At 68.8% G+C, this 17,515-nt stretch carries 19 protein-coding genes; 8 read left to right on the top strand and 11 right to left on the bottom strand.

The annotated features are described in order from the left end of the window. From B2869_RS11940 to B2869_RS11915, 6 genes are all read right to left on the bottom strand, one after another. Positions 1-559: ribonuclease H family protein (locus B2869_RS11940; protein WP_292766794.1), on the bottom strand; the 559-nt coding region annotated here is incomplete at its 3' end. A 58-nt stretch (positions 560-617) separates the two neighbouring features. Further along, positions 618-863: a hypothetical protein gene (locus B2869_RS11935; RefSeq protein WP_292766791.1), complete on the bottom strand. Its 246-nt coding sequence runs from the start codon at positions 861-863 to the stop codon at positions 618-620. Positions 864-958: 95 nt separating this feature from the next. Beyond that, on the bottom strand, positions 959-1,294 hold the full coding sequence (locus B2869_RS11930; RefSeq protein ID WP_021198396.1) for a hypothetical protein: 336 nt from the start codon (positions 1,292-1,294) through the stop codon (positions 959-961). Positions 1,295-1,357: 63 nt separating this feature from the next. Further along, on the bottom strand, positions 1,358-1,663 hold the full coding sequence (locus tag B2869_RS11925) for a protealysin inhibitor emfourin (protein WP_029260128.1): 306 nt from the start codon (positions 1,661-1,663) through the stop codon (positions 1,358-1,360). Further along, positions 1,638-2,708 carry a M4 family metallopeptidase gene (locus B2869_RS11920; RefSeq protein ID WP_292766786.1) on the bottom strand — a complete coding sequence of 357 codons (1,071 nt, stop codon included), beginning with the start codon at positions 2,706-2,708 and terminating at the stop codon, positions 1,638-1,640. The genes B2869_RS11925 and B2869_RS11920 overlap by 26 nt, the downstream gene beginning before the upstream one ends. 62 nt (positions 2,709-2,770) lie before the next feature. After that, the gene (locus B2869_RS11915) at positions 2,771-3,214 is read right to left on the bottom strand and encodes a hypothetical protein (RefSeq protein ID WP_029260126.1); all 444 of its coding nucleotides are present in this window, start codon (positions 3,212-3,214) and stop codon (positions 2,771-2,773) included. A 163-nt stretch (positions 3,215-3,377) separates the two neighbouring features. Here B2869_RS11915 and B2869_RS11910 point away from each other — a divergent pair, with 163 nt between their 5' ends. The 5 genes from B2869_RS11910 to B2869_RS11890 all read left to right on the top strand — a co-directional run bounded on the left by B2869_RS11910 (position 3,378) and on the right by B2869_RS11890 (position 8,844). After that, entirely contained in the window at positions 3,378-4,694 is a 1,317-nt protein-coding gene (locus B2869_RS11910) for an ABC transporter substrate-binding protein (RefSeq protein ID WP_292766781.1), read from the top strand. A 193-nt stretch (positions 4,695-4,887) separates the two neighbouring features. Beyond that, complete coding sequence (locus tag B2869_RS11905; protein ID WP_292766778.1) at positions 4,888-5,712, top strand: carbohydrate ABC transporter permease; 825 nt, start codon at positions 4,888-4,890, stop codon at positions 5,710-5,712. Further along, on the top strand, positions 5,709-6,653 hold the full coding sequence (locus B2869_RS11900; protein WP_021198390.1) for a carbohydrate ABC transporter permease: 945 nt from the start codon (positions 5,709-5,711) through the stop codon (positions 6,651-6,653). The genes B2869_RS11905 and B2869_RS11900 overlap by 4 nt, the downstream gene beginning before the upstream one ends. Next, on the top strand, positions 6,653-8,287 hold the full coding sequence (locus B2869_RS11895; protein WP_292766774.1) for an amylo-alpha-1,6-glucosidase: 1,635 nt from the start codon (positions 6,653-6,655) through the stop codon (positions 8,285-8,287). Before B2869_RS11900 ends, B2869_RS11895 begins: the two co-directional genes overlap by 1 nt. Positions 8,288-8,334: 47 nt before the next feature. Then, a complete protein-coding gene (locus B2869_RS11890; protein ID WP_292766772.1) occupies positions 8,335-8,844 on the top strand; it encodes a GNAT family N-acetyltransferase in 510 nt (169 codons plus the stop codon). Positions 8,845-8,880: 36 nt separating this feature from the next. Here the strand turns inward: B2869_RS11890 and B2869_RS11885 are convergent, their stop codons facing one another. The 5 genes from B2869_RS11885 to B2869_RS11865 form a co-directional block, all read right to left on the bottom strand. Next, entirely contained in the window at positions 8,881-9,153 is a 273-nt protein-coding gene (locus B2869_RS11885; RefSeq protein WP_292766769.1) for a DUF6510 family protein, read from the bottom strand. Continuing rightward, positions 9,153-9,878: a ferredoxin reductase gene (locus tag B2869_RS11880; protein WP_292766766.1), complete on the bottom strand. Its 726-nt coding sequence runs from the start codon at positions 9,876-9,878 to the stop codon at positions 9,153-9,155. Before B2869_RS11880 ends, B2869_RS11885 begins: the two co-directional genes overlap by 1 nt. Then, entirely contained in the window at positions 9,875-10,468 is a 594-nt protein-coding gene (locus tag B2869_RS11875) for a sulfite oxidase-like oxidoreductase (RefSeq protein ID WP_292766763.1), read from the bottom strand. Before B2869_RS11875 ends, B2869_RS11880 begins: the two co-directional genes overlap by 4 nt. Before the next feature lie 94 nt (positions 10,469-10,562). After that, the gene (locus tag B2869_RS11870) at positions 10,563-11,381 is read right to left on the bottom strand and encodes an SDR family oxidoreductase (RefSeq protein ID WP_292766760.1); all 819 of its coding nucleotides are present in this window, start codon (positions 11,379-11,381) and stop codon (positions 10,563-10,565) included. 108 nt (positions 11,382-11,489) lie between these two features. After that, positions 11,490-12,146: a GntR family transcriptional regulator gene (locus B2869_RS11865; protein ID WP_292766756.1), complete on the bottom strand. Its 657-nt coding sequence runs from the start codon at positions 12,144-12,146 to the stop codon at positions 11,490-11,492. A 149-nt stretch (positions 12,147-12,295) separates the two neighbouring features. Here B2869_RS11865 and B2869_RS11860 point away from each other — a divergent pair, with 149 nt between their 5' ends. The 3 genes from B2869_RS11860 to gcvPB are packed head-to-tail and all read left to right on the top strand — an operon-like array spanning position 12,296 to position 17,366. Continuing rightward, positions 12,296-14,377, top strand: a complete 2,082-nt coding sequence (locus B2869_RS11860) for a beta-galactosidase (protein ID WP_292766753.1) — start codon at positions 12,296-12,298, stop codon at positions 14,375-14,377. Continuing rightward, positions 14,374-15,786, top strand: a complete 1,413-nt coding sequence (gene gcvPA, locus B2869_RS11855; protein ID WP_292766750.1) for an aminomethyl-transferring glycine dehydrogenase subunit GcvPA — start codon at positions 14,374-14,376, stop codon at positions 15,784-15,786. The genes B2869_RS11860 and gcvPA overlap by 4 nt, the downstream gene beginning before the upstream one ends. Continuing rightward, positions 15,783-17,366, top strand: coding sequence for an aminomethyl-transferring glycine dehydrogenase subunit GcvPB (gene gcvPB / locus B2869_RS11850; protein ID WP_292766747.1), 1,584 nt, complete (start codon positions 15,783-15,785; stop codon positions 17,364-17,366). Before gcvPA ends, gcvPB begins: the two co-directional genes overlap by 4 nt. Positions 17,367-17,515: the final 149 nt, after the last annotated feature.

Raw genomic sequence — 17,515 nt, 5'->3', positions numbered from 1 at the left:
AGGCCATCGTCGGCGAGGCCGCCCGAGCGGGGGCCGACGAGGGGGTGGAGGCGGCGACCGGCGCCGACGCGGCGACCGCGGCTCCGGCATCCGTGCCGCGGGTGAAACCCGGTCCTCGACGTGGTTCCTGCTTCGCCTGGTATGCCTTGGCCGCGGCGTTCGCACGTTCGTCGGCGGCCTCGTTCAGCGGGTGCCCCGCGTGCCCCTTGACCCAGGAGAACTCGACGTCACGGCCGCGGATGGCCTCGTCGATGCCCTCCAGCAGGTCGCGGTTCAGCACGGGTCCGCCGTCGGACTTGCGCCAGCCCTTGCGCTTCCAGCCCGGCATCCACTTCGTCACGGAGTCGATCACGTAGCGGCTGTCGCATTCGATCAGCAGTTTCTCGTCGGTGCCCGCCGTCGCGAGCAGCAGTTCGAGCACCGCTCGCAGCTCGCCCTGGTTGTTGGTGCCGTGCGGCGATCCGCCGGCCGCCCAGTTGTCGTCGTCGATGTACCAGGCCCAGCCGTTGGGTCCGGGATTGCCCAGGGCGGAGCCGTCTGCGGCGGCGGTGATCGTCATCCCTCAACCGTAACGGTGAGCGCGACGTCGCCCTGTCGCGTGAAGGGCGAGCTGCCGGTCAGTCGTCTTCGGGGTCGTCGTCCAGCGGCTCGGCGTCACCGGTCGAGGTGGCCTCGGGGACCGGGGGCGCGACCGGGAACAGGACAGAGCTCAGGTCGCCGCTGGTCTCCGCGCCGAGCCCGATCGACAGTGGATCGACGACGGGCGCGGTGTCGAGGACCTCGGACTCGGAGCGTTCGAGCGGCTCCGAGGGCAGCACCCACTGGTTCTCTTGTTCTTCAGGCTTCTGCTGGAACAGTCCCATGAGTTCCATTGTGAACCCGAGCCGCCGTGAGGAGGCCGGATTCACACGGGATTGATCGGATGCGGCGCCGGTGGTCGTCGCCGACGTCGTGGCTGTCAGGCCGAGGCCGCGCGCCGGAAGGTGAAGTATCCCGAGACGGCGCCGTGATTCACGACGCCCGTTCCGGTGCTCATCACCCGATCGGATGTGGTGGCGCCCGATCCGACGAAGGCGTATCCCGTGTGCTCGAGGCGCCAACCGACCCTCTCGACCTCGCTGAGGAAGTAGCCGACGCTCTCGTTCTGGAGGTAGTCGTTCGCCGCCGAACCCCAGGACGACGGGGCACCGGTGAGGCGGCTGACCTCGACGTGCAGGTGCAGGAGAGGGTCGCCGCGGGTGTGTGCTTCGCGTGCCGCACCGAGCAGTCGTTCAGCTTCTTCTATCGTCAGCATGAGCCCCTCTTCGTGTCGCCGTCGGTAGACGGCTCACCTGAGAGCGTACGTGGACTGACGTCGTCAGGCCGAGGCCGCGCGCACGGCCTCGACGAGTGCCCGCCAAGGGCCTTCGAGCGCGGAGTCGGGCAGTTCGCGCTCGCGCCGTTCGGATGGTGTGCGCGCCTGGATGCTCCACATGAACCGATCGGCGCCGGGTCCGCCGTCCCGCTCCTGATCCCACGGGCAACGGTCGATCAGATCGATCCACTCCGCCGCGTCGTCAGTGCCGGCTTCCACATGCCACTGACGGCGGATGCCGGCGATGCCGCCGGTGCGCACCACCGCGATCACGACCTGCGCGTCAGTCGGTGGAGGGGACTCGCTCATCTCCATAGACTCCCACGGTCGTCCACGCCCGTCGAGCTGCTGCGGCTGTGGCGGCATCGATGGCCGTGGCCGCGGCGAGCGTCGCGTCGGCGAACTGGGTGAAGGTCGCGGTGCTCGACAGGCCGCCGGTGAGAGCGCGATACCAGACTGTTCCCGCCCGCTCCCAGGCTTTGCCGCCGAGGTCGATCGCGAAGAGGGCGAATGCACGGTTGGGGATGCCCGAGTTGATGTGCACCCCGCCGTTGTCTTCGGTGGTGCGGACGAAGCCGCTCATGTGGTCGGGCTGCGGATCGCGGCCGAGCTCATCGTCGTCGTAGGCGGTGCCGGGTGCGATCATCGAGCGCAGCGCCGCGCCCTCGACGGCGTCGGTGAATATCTCGGCACCGATGAGCCACGTCGCCTGGTCGGCCGTCTGGCTCAGGGCGTACTGCTCGGTCAGGGCGCCGAACACGTCGGCGATCGACTCATTCAGGGCGCCGGGCTGCCCCTGGTACTCGAGGTTGGCGGTGTGCTGCACGACGCCGTGTGCGAGTTCGTGGCCGATGACCGTGAGCGAGCCGGTGAAGTGCTGGAACACCTCGCCGTCGCCGTCGCCGAACACCATGCGCTCGCCGTCCCAGAACGCGTTGTCGTAGTCGACGCCGTAGTGCACGGTCGCATCCAGCGGGGCGCCCGCGTCGTCGAGGGAGTTGCGGTCGAAAGCCGCGAGGAGCATCTCGAACGTGGCGCCGAGGCCGTCGAAGGCCTCATTCACCGCGGTGTCTTCGACCGGGGCATCGTCTTCGCCGCGTACGACCGCGCCGGGCAGCTGCTGGGTGTTGCCGGCGTCGCTGATCGTGCGGTTGGGAGCATCGGACAGCTGCGCCACGAGGTCGCCGTTCTCGTCGATCGACAGGTCGATGCGCGCGCGGAAGGGCGGTCGACCGGCGGTCAGCGTCTGTCTCGCAGCTGCGGCGGCCTTGGGGAATCGGCCTGACTCGGCCAGACGCGCGAGCAGGTAAGAGGGGACCACTCCATGACGTTCTCCGGATGCTGTGCTGCTCATGGTGCGACCCTACGCCGGGACGCCGACGTTCGTGTGGTGCGGGGCGGAGAACCCGCGCGGCCTCAGTCGTTCTCGATGCTCAGCACGGTCGTGCGCAGGCCGTCGGACTCGTACTGCACCGGCATGCCCGGGTGGTCGATCGAGAACCAGAAGATGCCGTCGTCGGTGTCGTACCGGCGGCAGGTGAGCGCACCGAGCGGGGTCGTCAGGCTCACGGTCGACACGCTCGTCGTGCCGGCGTCGAAGGCGGCATGGCCCTGCAGTTCCGCCCAGGTCACCCGATTCGAGACGACGGCCTTGGGGTCCTCCGCTGCCCAGCGGTCGAGCGTCGCTCCCTCGTCATCGGTGTCGTGGAAGCGGTTGACGTGCTCGCCCATCGGTCCGTCGGGGCCTTCGAGCAGCAGGTGGATCACCATCCCCGTGCCGGTGGCGTCGCGAATCTCGGCGGCGGTGAACGGCGTCGGGAGGAGTCCGGGGCCGAGCAGGTGCGGATCGGGATCGGTCATGAAGACAGTCTGCGCCATGGTCCGGGCCGCACGTCACGGGATGGTCTCGATGGGCAGGTCCGTCGCCCCATTCCTTGACAGGATTGCGTTCTGTATACAGAATACCAATACGCCCGAAGGGGCGATCCCGACCTGATCTTCCAATGATGAAAGAGGTAGCGAGATGGCACGTGCGAACGTGACGCGGTATCTGGCGCTGGGTGCCGCCGGCGCTCTGGCACTCGGACTCGCCGCGTGCAGCGGTGGGGGTGGAGGAGGCGGTGGAGGCGTCGACGCCGACGGCAACGCCACGGTCGTCTGGTCGACCTGGGGCACGGCCGACGAGCTCACCCGCTACGAGGAGTTCAACAAGGACTTCATGGAGCGCCACCCCGACATCACTGTCAAGCTGCAGCCCGTCGCCGACTACGGCGACTACCACTCCAAGCTGCTCGCACAGCTCACCAGCAACACCGCGCCCGACGTGTTCTACGTGGGCGACGACAAGATCGGCCAGTTCGTCGATTCGAACCGGCTCATGCCGCTGAGTGACCTGATGGACTCGAAGGACAGCAAGACGAAGAAGGATGACTTCTTCCCCGGGCTCTTCGGCGCTGCCGAGAACGACGGCGAGGTGTACGCCGCCCCGAACGACTCGAACCCCGACGTGTTCTGGTACGACAAGCAGGCGCTGGCGGCCGCAGGGATCACGGAGGACCCGGCGACCCTCGCCGAGAACGGCGAGTGGACCACCGACAAGTTCCTGGAGATGAACGAGAAGCTCCACGACGCGGGCCTCACCGGCACCATGTACTGGAACTACTGGGCGACGCACTGGAGCTGGCTCTCGTCGCAGGGCCTCGATGCTCCCTATGACGATTCCGGCGCTTTCGTCGCGAACAAGGACGCCGCGACCGTCGAGTCGGTGCAGCAGCTCGGCGACCTGTTCGAGGACGGTACCTTCGTCGTCGCCGACACCCTTCCTGATGGTGCGGGCGCCGACAGCGTGTTCGTCACGCACAAGGCCGGCTTCTTCGTGCAGGGCCGCTACACGATCGGCACGGTGGATGCGACGGGCGAGCAGGACAGCTACGACATCGTGCAGTGGCCGACCCCTGACGGCGAAGCTGCTCCCACCGGCGTGGCGACCAGCTTCCTCGCGATCAACGGCAAGACCAAGGTGAAGGACGCGGCGTTCGCGTTCTGGACCGAGTTCCTATCCGCCGAGGGGCAGACCTTCCGTCTGCAGGGCGGCGGCAACGCGGTCCCCTCGATCAAGGGCGCTGACGAGGTCGTGCTCGAGGACGACTATCCCGCACACGCCCAGACCTTCCTCGACATGCGCGACATCGGGTTCGAGGACTACCCCGCCGAGGCGCGCGTGCCCGGTCTGCCCACCGCCATCGCCGACGAGTTCCTGAAGCTGTACCAGGGCAAGGCCGACGCGCAGGAGACGCTCGACACCATCGCCGACGTGGTCAAGGAACGGTCGGAGAAGTAGGAGTGAGCACTCTCACCGAGAACGGGCGGATGCCGCAGGTCACCCCTCCGGGGCCCCCCCCCCCCCCCCGGGGGGGGGGGGCCCCGCGGCGCCCCCCNNCCCCCCCCCCCCCCCGCCCCTGCGGAAGGAGGCGCTCTGGCGTCGCCGCGACCGGCTGTGGGGGTACGTCTTCGTCGGCCCCCAGATGATCGGCATGGGGCTGTTCGTCGTGCTGCCGTTCGCCGCCAGCCTGGTGCTCGCTTTCGCGGACTGGGACGGGCTGACCGATCTCACCTGGGTGGGTTTCGCCAACTTCGCCGATCAGCTGACCGACCCGCTCCTCGGTCGGGCGATCCTCAACACGCTCATCATCGCGATCGTCACGGTCCCCATCGGCCTCGGCCTCTCGGTGATCGTCGCCGTCGCACTCGAGAAGCTCAAGACGCGCACGCTCTACCTGATCCTGTTCTTCGCCCCGGTCGTGACCTCGACGGTCGCGGTGGCGATGATCTGGCAGCAGATGTTCCGCTCCGACGGGCTGCTGTCCACGACGATCTCGAAGGTCTTCGGGGTCACCCCGCCCGACTGGCTGCAGGACCCGAAGCTGGCCCTCCTCGCCGTCTGCATCGTCACGATCTGGTCGTCGATGGGCCTCAACGTCGTGATCTTCCTCGCCGGATTGCAGAACATCTCACCCTCGGTGATCGAGGCGGCGCGCATCGACGGTGCCGGCCCGTGGCGGCTGTTCACCGGCATCCGCCTGCCGCTGCTCTCCCCGATCGTCTTCTTCTCGTCGGTGGTCGCGTTCATCTCGTCGCTGCAGACGTTCGACACGGTCTATGTGCTGGTGCAAGACGCCGGCCCCGACAACGCGACCCGCACGATCGTCTACCACATCTTCGATCTGGGCTTCGGGCGGTTCGAGTTCGGTCCGTCCAGCGCCGCGAGCATCATCCTGCTCCTGCTCACGCTCGTCATCACCGCGGTGCAGTTCGGCGCGCAGAAGAAGTTCGTCCACTACGAGGATGACCCCGCATGAGCATTCAGACGCCCCCGCTGACCGGCCCTGCTCCGGCCACGGACTCCACCATCGCGATCACTGCGCCCGGCTACCGGTCCCGTGGCCGTGGCGGCCCCGCCGTCGACCGCGCACGCCGCCGGCTCGGTTCGACCCTGCTGCACGTGGTGCTCGTGGTGGCAGGGATCGGCATGGTGTTCCCGTTCATCTGGATGCTGCTGACCTCGTTCAAGACCCTGCCGCAGCTGCTGAAGAACCCGCTGCAGTTCCTCCCGGATCCCTGGACGTTCGACAACTACACCCAGGCCTGGAACGCGGTCCCGTTCGGCCAGGCGTACCTGAACAGCGCGTACATCGCGATCCTCGTGGTGGTCGGCACGCTGCTCACGGCGTCGATGGCGGGATATGCGTTCGCGCGCATCCGGTTCCGCGGCAGCAAGGTGCTCTTCATCGTCTTCCTCGCGACGCAGATGATCCCGAAGCAGGTGACGCTGATCCCCTTCTATCTGCTGATGTCGAACCTCGGCTGGGTGGATTCGCACCTCGCGCTGATCGTCCCGGGCATCATGGCGAACCCGTTCGCGGTGTTCCTGATGCGGCAGTTCGTGCTGGCTCTGCCGCGTGAGCTGGAAGAAGCGGCGATCGTCGACGGTGCCGGTCGCTGGCGCATCTTCTGGAGCGTCGTGCTCCCCAACCTGAAGCCCGGCCTCGCTGCCCTCAGCATCATCGTGGCGCTCGACGTGTGGAACGCCTTCCTGTTCCCGCTCGTGCTGTTGAACTCGCCCGACCTGTTCACCGTTCCCCTGCTGCTGAACGCCTTCGAGGGACAGCAGGGCTCGATCAACTACGGACTCGTGATGGCGGCCTCGGCGATCGCGACCGTGCCCATGCTGATCGTGTTCGTCATCGGTCAGCGGAAGATCCTCAACAGCATGGCCGCATCGGGACTGGGAGGGCGATGATGACGGATGCCGCCGCCCTCGCCGGCCGTCACCTCGACCTGGCCTCGGCGCCGTTCACGTTGCCGCGTTCGCGCGTGCTCGTCTTCCGCGCGGAGCACGGGAACGGTGTGCGCGTGCACACCTCGGAGTATGAGCGGCGCTTGTCGGAGTGCCGCGTGCTCGATGCGCTCATCGTGGTGGACGCCTCAGGCGAGGCGCTTGCGGTGACCGACGTGCATCCGGCGCGAGTGACGTTCGGCGCTGCGGCGGCGACGCTGACCTTCGCCGATCCGTCGACGCTGAGCCTCGGCGGAGAACCCGGGTCGCGGGTGCGGCTGCGGCGACCGGACGGGAGTGTCGAGGAGCATCCGCTCGGTGACGGTCTTCGCCTCCGCATCGACGCCGACCGCACCGTCACGGTCGAGCCCGGCGACCACGCTGCGGCGATCGCCGCGACCGAGGCGATCTGGGACGACTGGTTCGCGAAGTGCCCGAGTGTGCGCGACGACCTGCAGGAGATGACGGCGTTCTGCTGGTGGGTGCTCGGCGCGAACATCGTCGAGCTGCCGTCGCTGGGCGATGCCAGGGCGATCGTGCCGTCGAAGATCGGCTACGTCGGGCTGTGGCAGTGGGATGCGTACTTCATCGCCGTGGGACTGCGACACGGCCACCCGGAGCTCGCGCGCGAGCAGCTCGACATCGCGTTCCGGTTCCCACAGCCCGACGGTCAGCTGCCCGACGTGGTGCACGAGCTCGGAGTGCTCGCGACCAGCGACGACCTGCCCGAGAGTGACCGTGCGAACCTGCGCAGAGCCGGATCGCAGATCGCCGACCCGAGCGCCCCCGTGCCGCTCACCAAACCACCGCTCGCCGCGTGGGCGCTGCGCAAGGTGCTCGAGGCTGAGGACGCCCCCGACTACGCGCGCCGGCAGTTGACCCGCATCGTCCGCTCGCAGGACTGGTGGTTCGCCGGCAGCGACCTCGACCACGACGGGATGCCGGAGTACGGGCACCCGTACTCCTCCGGGCTCGACGACAGCCCGATCTTCGACGGTCCGCTGCCGACAGCGGCTCCCGACCTCGGGGCGTATCTCGTGCGACAGGACGTGGAGCTCGTGGACCTGCTGACCCGCTATGAACCGGATGCCGACGTCTCGCGGTTGAGGGAACGGGCCGAGAGCACGCAGGAGCGGCTGCTGCGCATGTGGGATCCGGACCTCGGGCGATTCCTCGCGTACGGCGGCGGGGAGCCGCAGCTCAGCGACACGGTCGTCGGGTTGATGCCGCTGCTCACGGGCACGTTGCCGGCGCCGATCGCCGAGGCGCTGCGCCAGGCTGTCGACGACCCCGAGCGCTTCGCCCTGCCCTGGGGGCTGCCGACGGTCGCAGCATCGGATCCCGACTTCTCGGACGAGCGGATGTGGCGCGGACCGGCGTGGGTCAACACGAGCATGCTGGTCGCCGAGGGGCTGGAGGCGTCGGGGTACCCCGAGCGGGCACGGGAGCTGCGCGAGCAGACCGTGGCCCTCGTGATCCACGGCGGCGGTCCGCACGAGTACTTCAACCCGCACACAGGTCGGAAGGCGCGTACGGCGACCACCGCGTTCGGCTGGTCGGCTGCGCTGTTCATCGACCTCGCCGTGCAGCTCAGCTGAGCGCTTTCGGCGTCGTTCGACCCGTGTGGGCCTGGTTAGCTGTTGTGATGCACGAACCGCGCACGATCACACTCGAAGACCCGCGCTCGCCGGAAGGTCGAGGGATCCTGGAGTCCTTCTTCGCGGAGGTCATCGGGCGCTATTGGGGTCGGCCGGCCACGGCGGAGGAGGTGAAGCAGGAGATAGTCAGCGACCCGAGCGACGACCTCCGGGATGACACCGGGTTCCTGCTCGTCGTTCGAGACGGCACCCAGACGGTCGGCTGCGGAGGCGTTCGATTCGTCGGACGTGGAGCGGGCGAGATCACGCGGGTGTACATCGCCCCCGCCGCGCGCGGGCGTGGTATCGGCCGCTTCCTGATCCACGAACTCGAATCGATGAGTGCCGAGCGCGGTCTGCACACTCTCCGGCTGACCGTGCGTCGCGACCTCGCCGAGGCGCACCGGCTCTACCAGCGACTCGGGTATGAACCGGTCGCGCCGTTCTCCCACTCGCCCTACGCCCACCACCAGTTGGCGAAGAAGCTGGATGCGCCGTTCCTGTCGGGAGATCGATGACGGGCTCCGTCATCGGGAGCGGGATGCCCCGGGAGGCTACCTGGAGGAGTGGACCGCGTGCAGCAGTCCGACACGCATCGATGTGCCGTCCTGGGACTGCAGCACGGTGAAGAGCGTGCGGGTGCAGGTGCGGCACCGCACGATGGCGGCGTGGCGATCCAGCTCGACCACGGCCTCGGCGAAGGCCGCGAGCGTGCCGCAGCCGCCGCAGGTGCCGACCAGCGCGGTGACGTCGGCGCCGAAGAGGTCCCAGAGCATGCCCGCGATCGCGTTTCCGTCGACGGTCTGTGCGGGGGTGGCGGCATCCATCACTTTCCTCCGAATCGTTCGGTGCGCACACGTTCCGGCGCATGCCCGAGGCCGACCAGCAGGTCCGCCACATGTTCGACGAACCCGGTGGGCCCGCACACGAAGACCAGGGGAGTGCGTTCCGGTGGCCAGGTGGTATCCCGGAGCACCTCTTCGGTGATGCGTCCGACGGTACCCGCCCATCCGTCTGGAGCGGATCGCGTGAACGCCCATCGCACATCCGCCGCCGCCCCTGCGGGTGCCGCCTCCAATTCACTGCGGTAGAGGGCTTCGTGCGGAGCCCTCACCGAGTAGAGCAACCTGACCGAGTCGGTCGCCCCTGCGGCCTGAGCCGCCCGCACCATCGACATCAGCGGCACGATGCCGGATCCACCGGCGATGAGCTGCACGAGACCGGGGGTCTCCGGACGCCACACGAAGAACCTCCCCAGGGGGCCTTTCACCTCGAGCTCGTCGCCGATGCGGACGTCCCGCACCAGGTAGGGGGAGACCTCGCCGTCGGGGATCTCGTCGACAGCGAGTTCGATCGTCTCGCTGTCGCCGAAGGAGGCGAGCGAGTAGGAGCGGACCGCCTGGTAGCCGTCTTCGGCGGTGAGCCGGACATCGACGTGCTGTCCCGGGTCGCTCCCCGGCCAGCCCGGCACGCTGAGCCGGATCGTGCGAGCAGAATCCGTCTCGGCGTGCGCGCCCGTCACCCGCGCCTCACGCCAGCCGCCGACGGTCACCAGTAGCGTTCCTCTGTCCACGGGTCGCCGTGCATGTTGTAGCCGTTCTGCTCCCAGAATCCCGGCGCATCCTCCTCCATCATCGTGAGCGCTCTGAGCCACTTCGCGCTCTTCCAGAAGTAGAGGTGCGGCACGATCAGCCGAGCGGGGCCGCCGTGCTCCGGGGCGAGCGGCTCGCCCTCGAACTCGAATGCGATCCACGACTGCCCGCCGAGCAGATCGTCGAGGGGAATGTTCGTGGTGTACCCGCCGTAGGAATGCGCCATCGCGAAGGAGGCGGCGGTGTCGATCCCCTCGAAGAGCGTGTCGAGAGAGACTCCGCGCCAGGAGGTGCCGAGCTTCGACCATCGCGTCACGCAGTGGATATCGGTGTGCACGTCTTCGATGGGCAGCTCGTGCAGTTGATCCCAGGTCCAGGAGACGACCTCGCCGACCTCGTTGCGGATGCCGAAGCTCCACTCCGACATAGGGATGTTCGGCGTCGGCCCTGCGGAGAGCACGGGGAAGTCCTCGGTGAGGTACTGCCCCGGCGGGAGCTCCGGAGTGCTCTCCCTGCGTCGAGCGCCGAAACCTCGGGAAATCACGGCCATGATCTTGCTCCTGTCGGTGGATGGAATCCTCTGTGTCGGCGGAGTACGTGAGAGCGTACTCCGCGGTGCGTGACCGTGCGCGACCCCGTGGCGATCAGGCGCGGAACAGCTCGACATTCTCGTGCGCCCACTGGGCGAACGTGCGACCGGGACGACCGGTGAGGCGCGTCACCGTGTCCTGCACCACCTGCCCGATCTCGGGGGGATTCTTCGCCAGCTCGACGCCGAACTCGACGTACCCCTCGTCGTACCCGAACGCGCGCAGCCGTTCCCGCTCCTCGTCTTCGGTGAGCCGGCTCCAGGTGACTTCTTCGCCGAGGGCGCCGGCGATGCGGGCGGTGCGCTCAGCCGGGGTGAGTGCCTCGGGTCCGGTCAGGTAGTAGGTCTGCCCCGCAGCGGGCGCGCCGAGCAGCACCTCGACCGCGACCGCTGCGATGTCGGCCTCGTGCACCATCGCACTCGGCCAGTCCGCCAGGCTGCGCACCCGATGGTCGGAGACGACCTCCGGCGCCCACTCCCGCGCGTTCGACATGAACTCCACCGGTGCCAGCAGTGCCCAGGCGAGACCGCTCTCGCGCAGTGCCGGCTCGAGGGTGCTCTCGTCCCATCCGCTCAGCACGCTCACCCGGCGCGCGCCCGCGGCCTCGACTGCGGCGACCAACTCGGCGCCGTTGGTCAGTGTCTCGCCGAACTCGCCGTGGAACGTGATGAAGTGCACGGCGCCGCAGCCTTCGACGACCCGACGGAATGCGTCGGCGTCGGTGAGGTCGCCGCGGACGACGTCGACGCCCTCGGGGAGATCCGCGCGCTGCGGGTCACGGGAGAGGGCGCGCACGCTCTCTCCGCGTTCGAGCAGTTGACTGACGATGTGGCGTCCGACCGTACCCGTCGCGCCGCTGACCAGGATTGTCATGAGGAGTCCCTTCTTCGTGGTGACTCCCACCCTTTCGGGCAACCCGGACATATCCGGTCCGCGATCGACTCATGAACCGGAGCAGGAGGGCGTGCAGATGAAGTGGGACTACGCCGTGAAGTACGAGCTCGTGGCGTTGTCGAGGATGCGCTGCATGCCGTGCATCCAGTTGAGCTTGAGCGCGTCGACGGCGCCGGGGATGTCGCCGTCGGCGAGGTGCCGGGCGATCGCGGCGTGCTCGGCGGCGACGCGTTCGACCTTGACGTCTTCGGGGACGAGGAGCGACTCGTAGCGGTGGAACGAGCTGCGCACGTTGTCGATCACGGCGAGCAGGCGGGCGTTCGGGCAGGCCGACAGCATCACGCTGTGCCACTCGTCGTCCTTGGTGATGACGAGCTGGTGCTCCACGAGCTCGTCGGCGAACGCGTCGGCCATCTCTTTGAGCTGCGCGCCGATGCGACGCAGCTCGTCGGGCGGGCTGAGCTCGATCGCGAGGCTCTCGAGCGCCGCCAGGACGGGAGCGAGATCGCGGAACTCGGAGGCGCTGAGCGGGACGAACCGGAAGCCCTTGCCGTTCTCGCTCTCGATCTGCCCTTCGGACTCCAGGGCGATGAGCGCCTCGCGCAGGGGAGTGCGGCTGACGCCGAGCTCGGTGGCGAGCTGGACCTCGTTGATGCCCTCGCCGGGCTGCACGAGTCCGGCGCGCATGCGGTTCAGCAGCTCCTGCCGGACCTGCGAGCGCAGGTTCTTGCGTTCGATCGCCATGCGTCCCCTCTTCTGCCGCCTGCCCGTCAGCCTATGGGTTGACGGGCCTGGGACGACGTCCTAGTGTGTTGTATACAGAATACAGCCGATTCCGGATTCGCACCAGTGCACCGCCGGATCGGCCGGTGATGACTCAGAGAGGAGACTTCGTGCCCGCACCCGGTGGCGACCAGCCCACCCGACGCGTCCGCCTCGACGCCCTCGCCTACGGCGGCGACTACAACCCCGACCAGTGGTCGGAAGAGATCTGGCACGAAGACATCCGCCTGATGCGCGAAGCCGGCGTGAACATGGTGAGCCTGCCGATCTTCAGCTGGCCGCAGCTGGAGCCGGAGCCCGGTGTCTACGACTGGGCATGGCTCGACCGCATCATCGATCTGCTGTGGGAGGCCGGCATCGCGATCGACCTCGCCACCGCCACCGCGACCCCGCCCTCCTGGCTGCTGCGCGCCCACCCCGAGATGGCGCCGTGGGATGCCGACGGACACCGCCTCGAGTTCGGCTCCCGCCAGACCTACTGCCCCTCGTCGCCGATCTGGCGCGAGAACGTCGCCCGCATGACCAGGGCCATGGCCGAGCGCTACGGTGAGCACCCGGGCCTCGCGATGTGGCACATCTCGAACGAGTACGGCGATCACACCTCACGCTGCTGGTGCCCCGAGTCGGCCCGGCACTTCCGCCGCTGGCTGCAGGACCGCTACGGCGATCTCGACGGTCTGAACGAGGCCTGGGGTGTGAACGTGTGGGGTCAGCGCTACACCTCGTGGGAGCACATCGAGACGCCGAAGAAGGCGCCCGGCCCTGTCAACCCGACCAAGCTGCTCGACTTCGAGCGCTTCTCGTCTGACGCTCTTCTGGAGCTGTTCCAGGTCGAGATCGATGTGCTGCGCGAGGTCACCCCGGACATCGCGGTGACCACGAACTTCATGAGCATGTTCCGCGACCTGGACTACTGGAACTTCGCCGCCGTCGAAGACGTGGTGACCGATGACGCCTACCCCGAGCCCGCCGACCCGACATCGCACGTCGGCGCGGCTCTCAACTACGGCCTGATGCGCTCGCTCAAGGGCGGACAGCCGTGGCTGCTGCTGGAGTCATCTGCCAGCGCGACCAGCTGGCGCGACGTGAACGTGCCGAAGGCGCCGGGCAAGATCCGCATCGAGAGCCTGCAGGCCGTCGCCCACGGCTCCGACGCGGTGATGTTCTTCCAGTGGCGCCAGGCCAAGTACGGCCAGGAGAAGTTCCACTCGTCGATGCTCGGCCACCGCGGGGAGCGCTCACGCAGCTTCCGGGAGACCAAGGCGCTGGGGCTCGAACTCAAGAAGCTCGAGCAGGTACGGGGAACCCGGGTGCGCTCGCGCGTGGCGCTCGTCGTCGACTGGGACTCCTGGTGGGGGACCAGCGCGGTCGAGTCGCTGCCCTCGCAGCGGCTGCAGTGGGCCCAGCAGGCCCGCGCGTGGCACCGAGCGCTGTACACGCTCGGTCAGCCGGTGGACGCCGTTCGCGCCACCGGCCCCTTCGACGCCTACGACGTGGTCGTCGTGCCGAACCTCTACATCGTCGAGCAGCCGCAGGCCGAGGCGCTCGCCGCCTTCGTGGAGCGCGGCGGGCACCTCGTGGTCGGACCGTTCTCGGGAGTGGTGGACGCCACGGAGAAGGTGCACGACGGCGGAGCCCCCGGGTTGCTGCGAGACCTGCTCGGCATCGAGGTCGACGAGCAGTGGCCGATCGCCGACGGTCTGACCGAGAGCATCGACTTTGCGGGCGAGCGCCTGAGCGTGCCCTCGTGGAGCGAGTGGCTCGAAGCGGATGATGATGTCGAGGTACGCGGGGCGTACGCGAGCGGCGAGCTCGAAGGGTTGCCCGCGGTGACCCGTCGCACGACGGGGGCGGGCTCGGCCTGGTACGTCAGTGCGATGTTCGACCCAGAGGGCCTGCTCCCGGTCTTCCGTGATGTGCTGCGCACCGCCGGCGTTCCCGCCCGCGAGCGCACCGACGTCGAGGTCGAGGTGGTCACCCGCGCCGACGACACCACCGACTACACGTTCTACCTGAACCACGGGCGCGCGCCCGTCGCGTTCGAGATCCCCGCTCCCGCGGTCGACCTGCTCACCGGCATCCGTCATGCGGACCGACTGGAGCTCGACCGCTACGGCGTCGCCGTGCTCGCCGCACCCCGCAGCGAGTCCATTCCCTTTGCCACCCTGATCCCCGTGAAGGAGGACGCATGACCGCCCCGTTCGTGCATCCGTACATCCCCAACACCGCCCCGGAGTCCCGAGCGGCGATGCTCGCGGCCGTCGGCGCCGCGTCAGTCGACGAGTTCTACGCCGACATCCCCGAGTCGCTCCGGCTCGGCCGTCCGCTCGACCTGCCGACGCCGTTCGCGGCCGAGCAGGATCTCGCCCGCCACGTGCGGGGGCTGCTCGCCAAGAACCGTTCGACCCAGGAGCGGCTGAGCTTCCTCGGCGCGGGCACCTACAACCACTACGTGCCCGCCGTGGTGGACGAGGTCATCGGCCGCAGCGAGTTCCTGACCGCGTACGCCGGTGAGCCCTACGAGGACCACGGTCGCTTCCAGGCCCTGTTCCAGTACCAATCGCTGATGGCCGAGCTGCTCGAGATGGACGTCGTGAACGTGCCGACCTACGACGGCTACCAGGCGACGGCGACCGGCCTCACGATGTCGGGGCGACTCACGGGCCGCGGGCGGGTGCTGGCCGTCAGCGACGTGCTGCCGGCGAAGCTCGCGAAGGTGCACGACTACGTCCGCGCGCACCTGACGCTCGAGCTCGTACCCACCGTCGGCGGTACGGCCGACGTCGACGCCGTTCGCGCGGCGCTGGGCGATGACGTGGCCGCGGTCTGGATCGAGACGCCGAGCGCCACCGGCGCCGTGGAGGCGTCCCTGCAGGAGATCTCGGATGCCGCCCACGCGGCCGGCGCCGTGGTCGTCGTCGGTACCGACCCCATCGGCTACGGCGTCCTCGCCCCGCCCTCGGTCTCGGGAGCAGACATCGTCACCGGCGACATCCAGTCCCTCGGCCTGCACCAGTGGTTCGGCGGCGCCCACGGCGGGTTCATCGCCGTGCACGACGACCCGACCTTCGTGATGGAGATGCCGTCGCGCCTGTTCGGGCTCGCCACCACCGACGTGCCCGGCGAGTACGGCTTCGGCGACGTGGCCTACGACCGCACCTCGTTCGCGCACCGCGAGGAGGGGAAGGAGTGGGTCGGCACGGCCGCGGCCCTGTGGGGCATCGCCGCCGGGGTGTACCTCGCGCTGATGGGACCGGCCGGCATGGCCGAGCTCGGCGAGGTGCTGCTCGCCCGCACCCGGTACGCGCAGCAGGCGCTCTCCGCAGTGCCGGGTGTCTCCCTCGACGACGACGCCGTGCACCTGCGCGAGTTCACGGTGACCTTCGCCGACGTCACGGCCGAAGCGGTCGTCACGGCGCTCCGCACCAAGGGCATCGAGCCCGGCGTGGTCGTGGGGGAGCGCCGCCTGCTCGTCTGCGTCACCGAGCTCACCACCCAGGCCGACATCGACACCCTGGCGGGCGCGCTCGCCGAGGTCACGACATCCGACGCGTCTTCATCCCATGCATCACACCAGGCTGCGAAGGAGCAGAACCGATGAGTCTTCCCGTCGCCCCGAAGCCGACGCTGCGCCGATTCCAGCAGGCCCGCTGGGACGAGCCGATCATCTTCGAGCTGAGCGCCCCCGGTGAACGCGGCGTGCTGGTGTCGCAGGTCGAGCCCGGCGTTCGCGAGGCCGTGGGCGACGTGGTGGCCGCGCTGCCCGCCTCCCTGCGCCGTGCCGCGAAGCCGAACCTGCCCGAGATGGGGCAGATGCGCGTGCTCAAGCACTACCTGCGCCTGTCGCAGGAGAACCTCGGTGCCGACTTCAACGTCGACATCGGCCAGGGCACCTGCACCATGAAGTACGCCCCGAAGATCAACGACCAGCTCGCGAACACGCCGCAGCTCACCGCGATGCACCCGCACCAGGATCCGGCCGATGCGCAGGGCGTGCTCGAGATCGTCTGGCAGCTGGAGCGGGTGCTCGCCGAGATCTCCGGCATGGACGAGGTGTCGCTGCACACGCAGGGCGGCTCGGCGGCGATCTGGTCGAACATCGCCATGATCCGGGCCTTCCATGAGGCGAACGGCGAAGGCGAGCAGCGTTGCGAGGTCATCACCACGATCTTCAGCCACCCCTCGAACGCGGCCGCTGCGAAGGCGGCAGGCTATGAGGTCATCACGGTCTACCCCGACGCCGAGGGCTATCCGTCGCTCGACGCGTTGAAGGCCGCCCTGTCGCCCCGCACCGCGGCGATCATGGTCACGAACCCGGAGGACACCGGAATCTACAATCCGGCGATCCGGGAGTGGGTCGACGCTGCGCACGCGGTCGGAGCCCTCGCCTCCTACGACCAGGCCAACGCGAACGGCATCCTCGGGGTCACGCGCGCCCGCGATGCCGGCTTCGACGTGTGCCACTTCAACCTGCACAAGACCTTCGGCACCCCGCACGGCAGCGGTGGACCGGGATCTGGCGCGAACGCCGTGAGTGCGGCCCTCGCCCCGTTCCTGCCGGGGCCGCGCGTGGTGCGGGCGGATGACGGGACCTTCGGGGTGGTCGAGGCGGGAGAGCAGTCGATCGGCGCGGTCGGCCCGTTCTTCGGCGTCATCCCCGCGCTCGTGAAGGCCTACTCGTGGATCATGGCCCTCGGCGCTGAGGGACTGCTCGCCGCCGCCGAGACCGCCGTGCTGAACAACAACTACCTGATGGCTCGTGTGCTCGCGATCCCCGGAGCCTCGGCGCCGTATGCCACGGGTCGCCGCCGCATCGAGCAGGTGCGTTACTCGTGGGAGGAGCTGTACCAGGAGACCGGCATCTCGTCGGAGGAGATCGGCGTGCGCATGTCCGACTTCGGGATGCACTACTGGACGAGTCACCACCCCTACGTGGTGCCGCAGCCCTTCACGCTCGAGCCGACTGAGTCGTACTCGATGGCAGAGCTCGATGAATATGCGGCGACCCTGGCCGAAGTGGCACGCGAAGCACGCGAGAACCCCGAGGTGGTGCGCACCGCCCCGCACAACCAGACCGTGCACCACACGCACCATGACGATCTGGACGACCCGGAGCGGTGGGCGATCACGTGGCGCGCGTATCAGCGGAAGTACTTCCCCGCGGAGTCTGTCGCGTCGTGATCGGCCTCGTCGTCAACCCTGTCGCCGGTGTCGGCGGGCCCGCGGGCCTCGCCGGCTCCGACGGTGCGGACGTGCAGCGCCTCGCCCTCGCGCGCGGCGCCCGTTCGCGCGTGCAGGAGCGGGCGGTCCTCGCCCTGACGACGCTCGCC

Origin of the sequence: Microbacterium sp. UBA3486, from assembly GCF_002377845.1 — a bacterium.
Lineage (GTDB): Bacteria > Actinomycetota > Actinomycetes > Actinomycetales > Microbacteriaceae > Microbacterium > Microbacterium maritypicum_A.
Note: the sequence above shows the minus strand (reverse complement) of the source record. Positions and strands in the feature narration are given on the sequence as shown.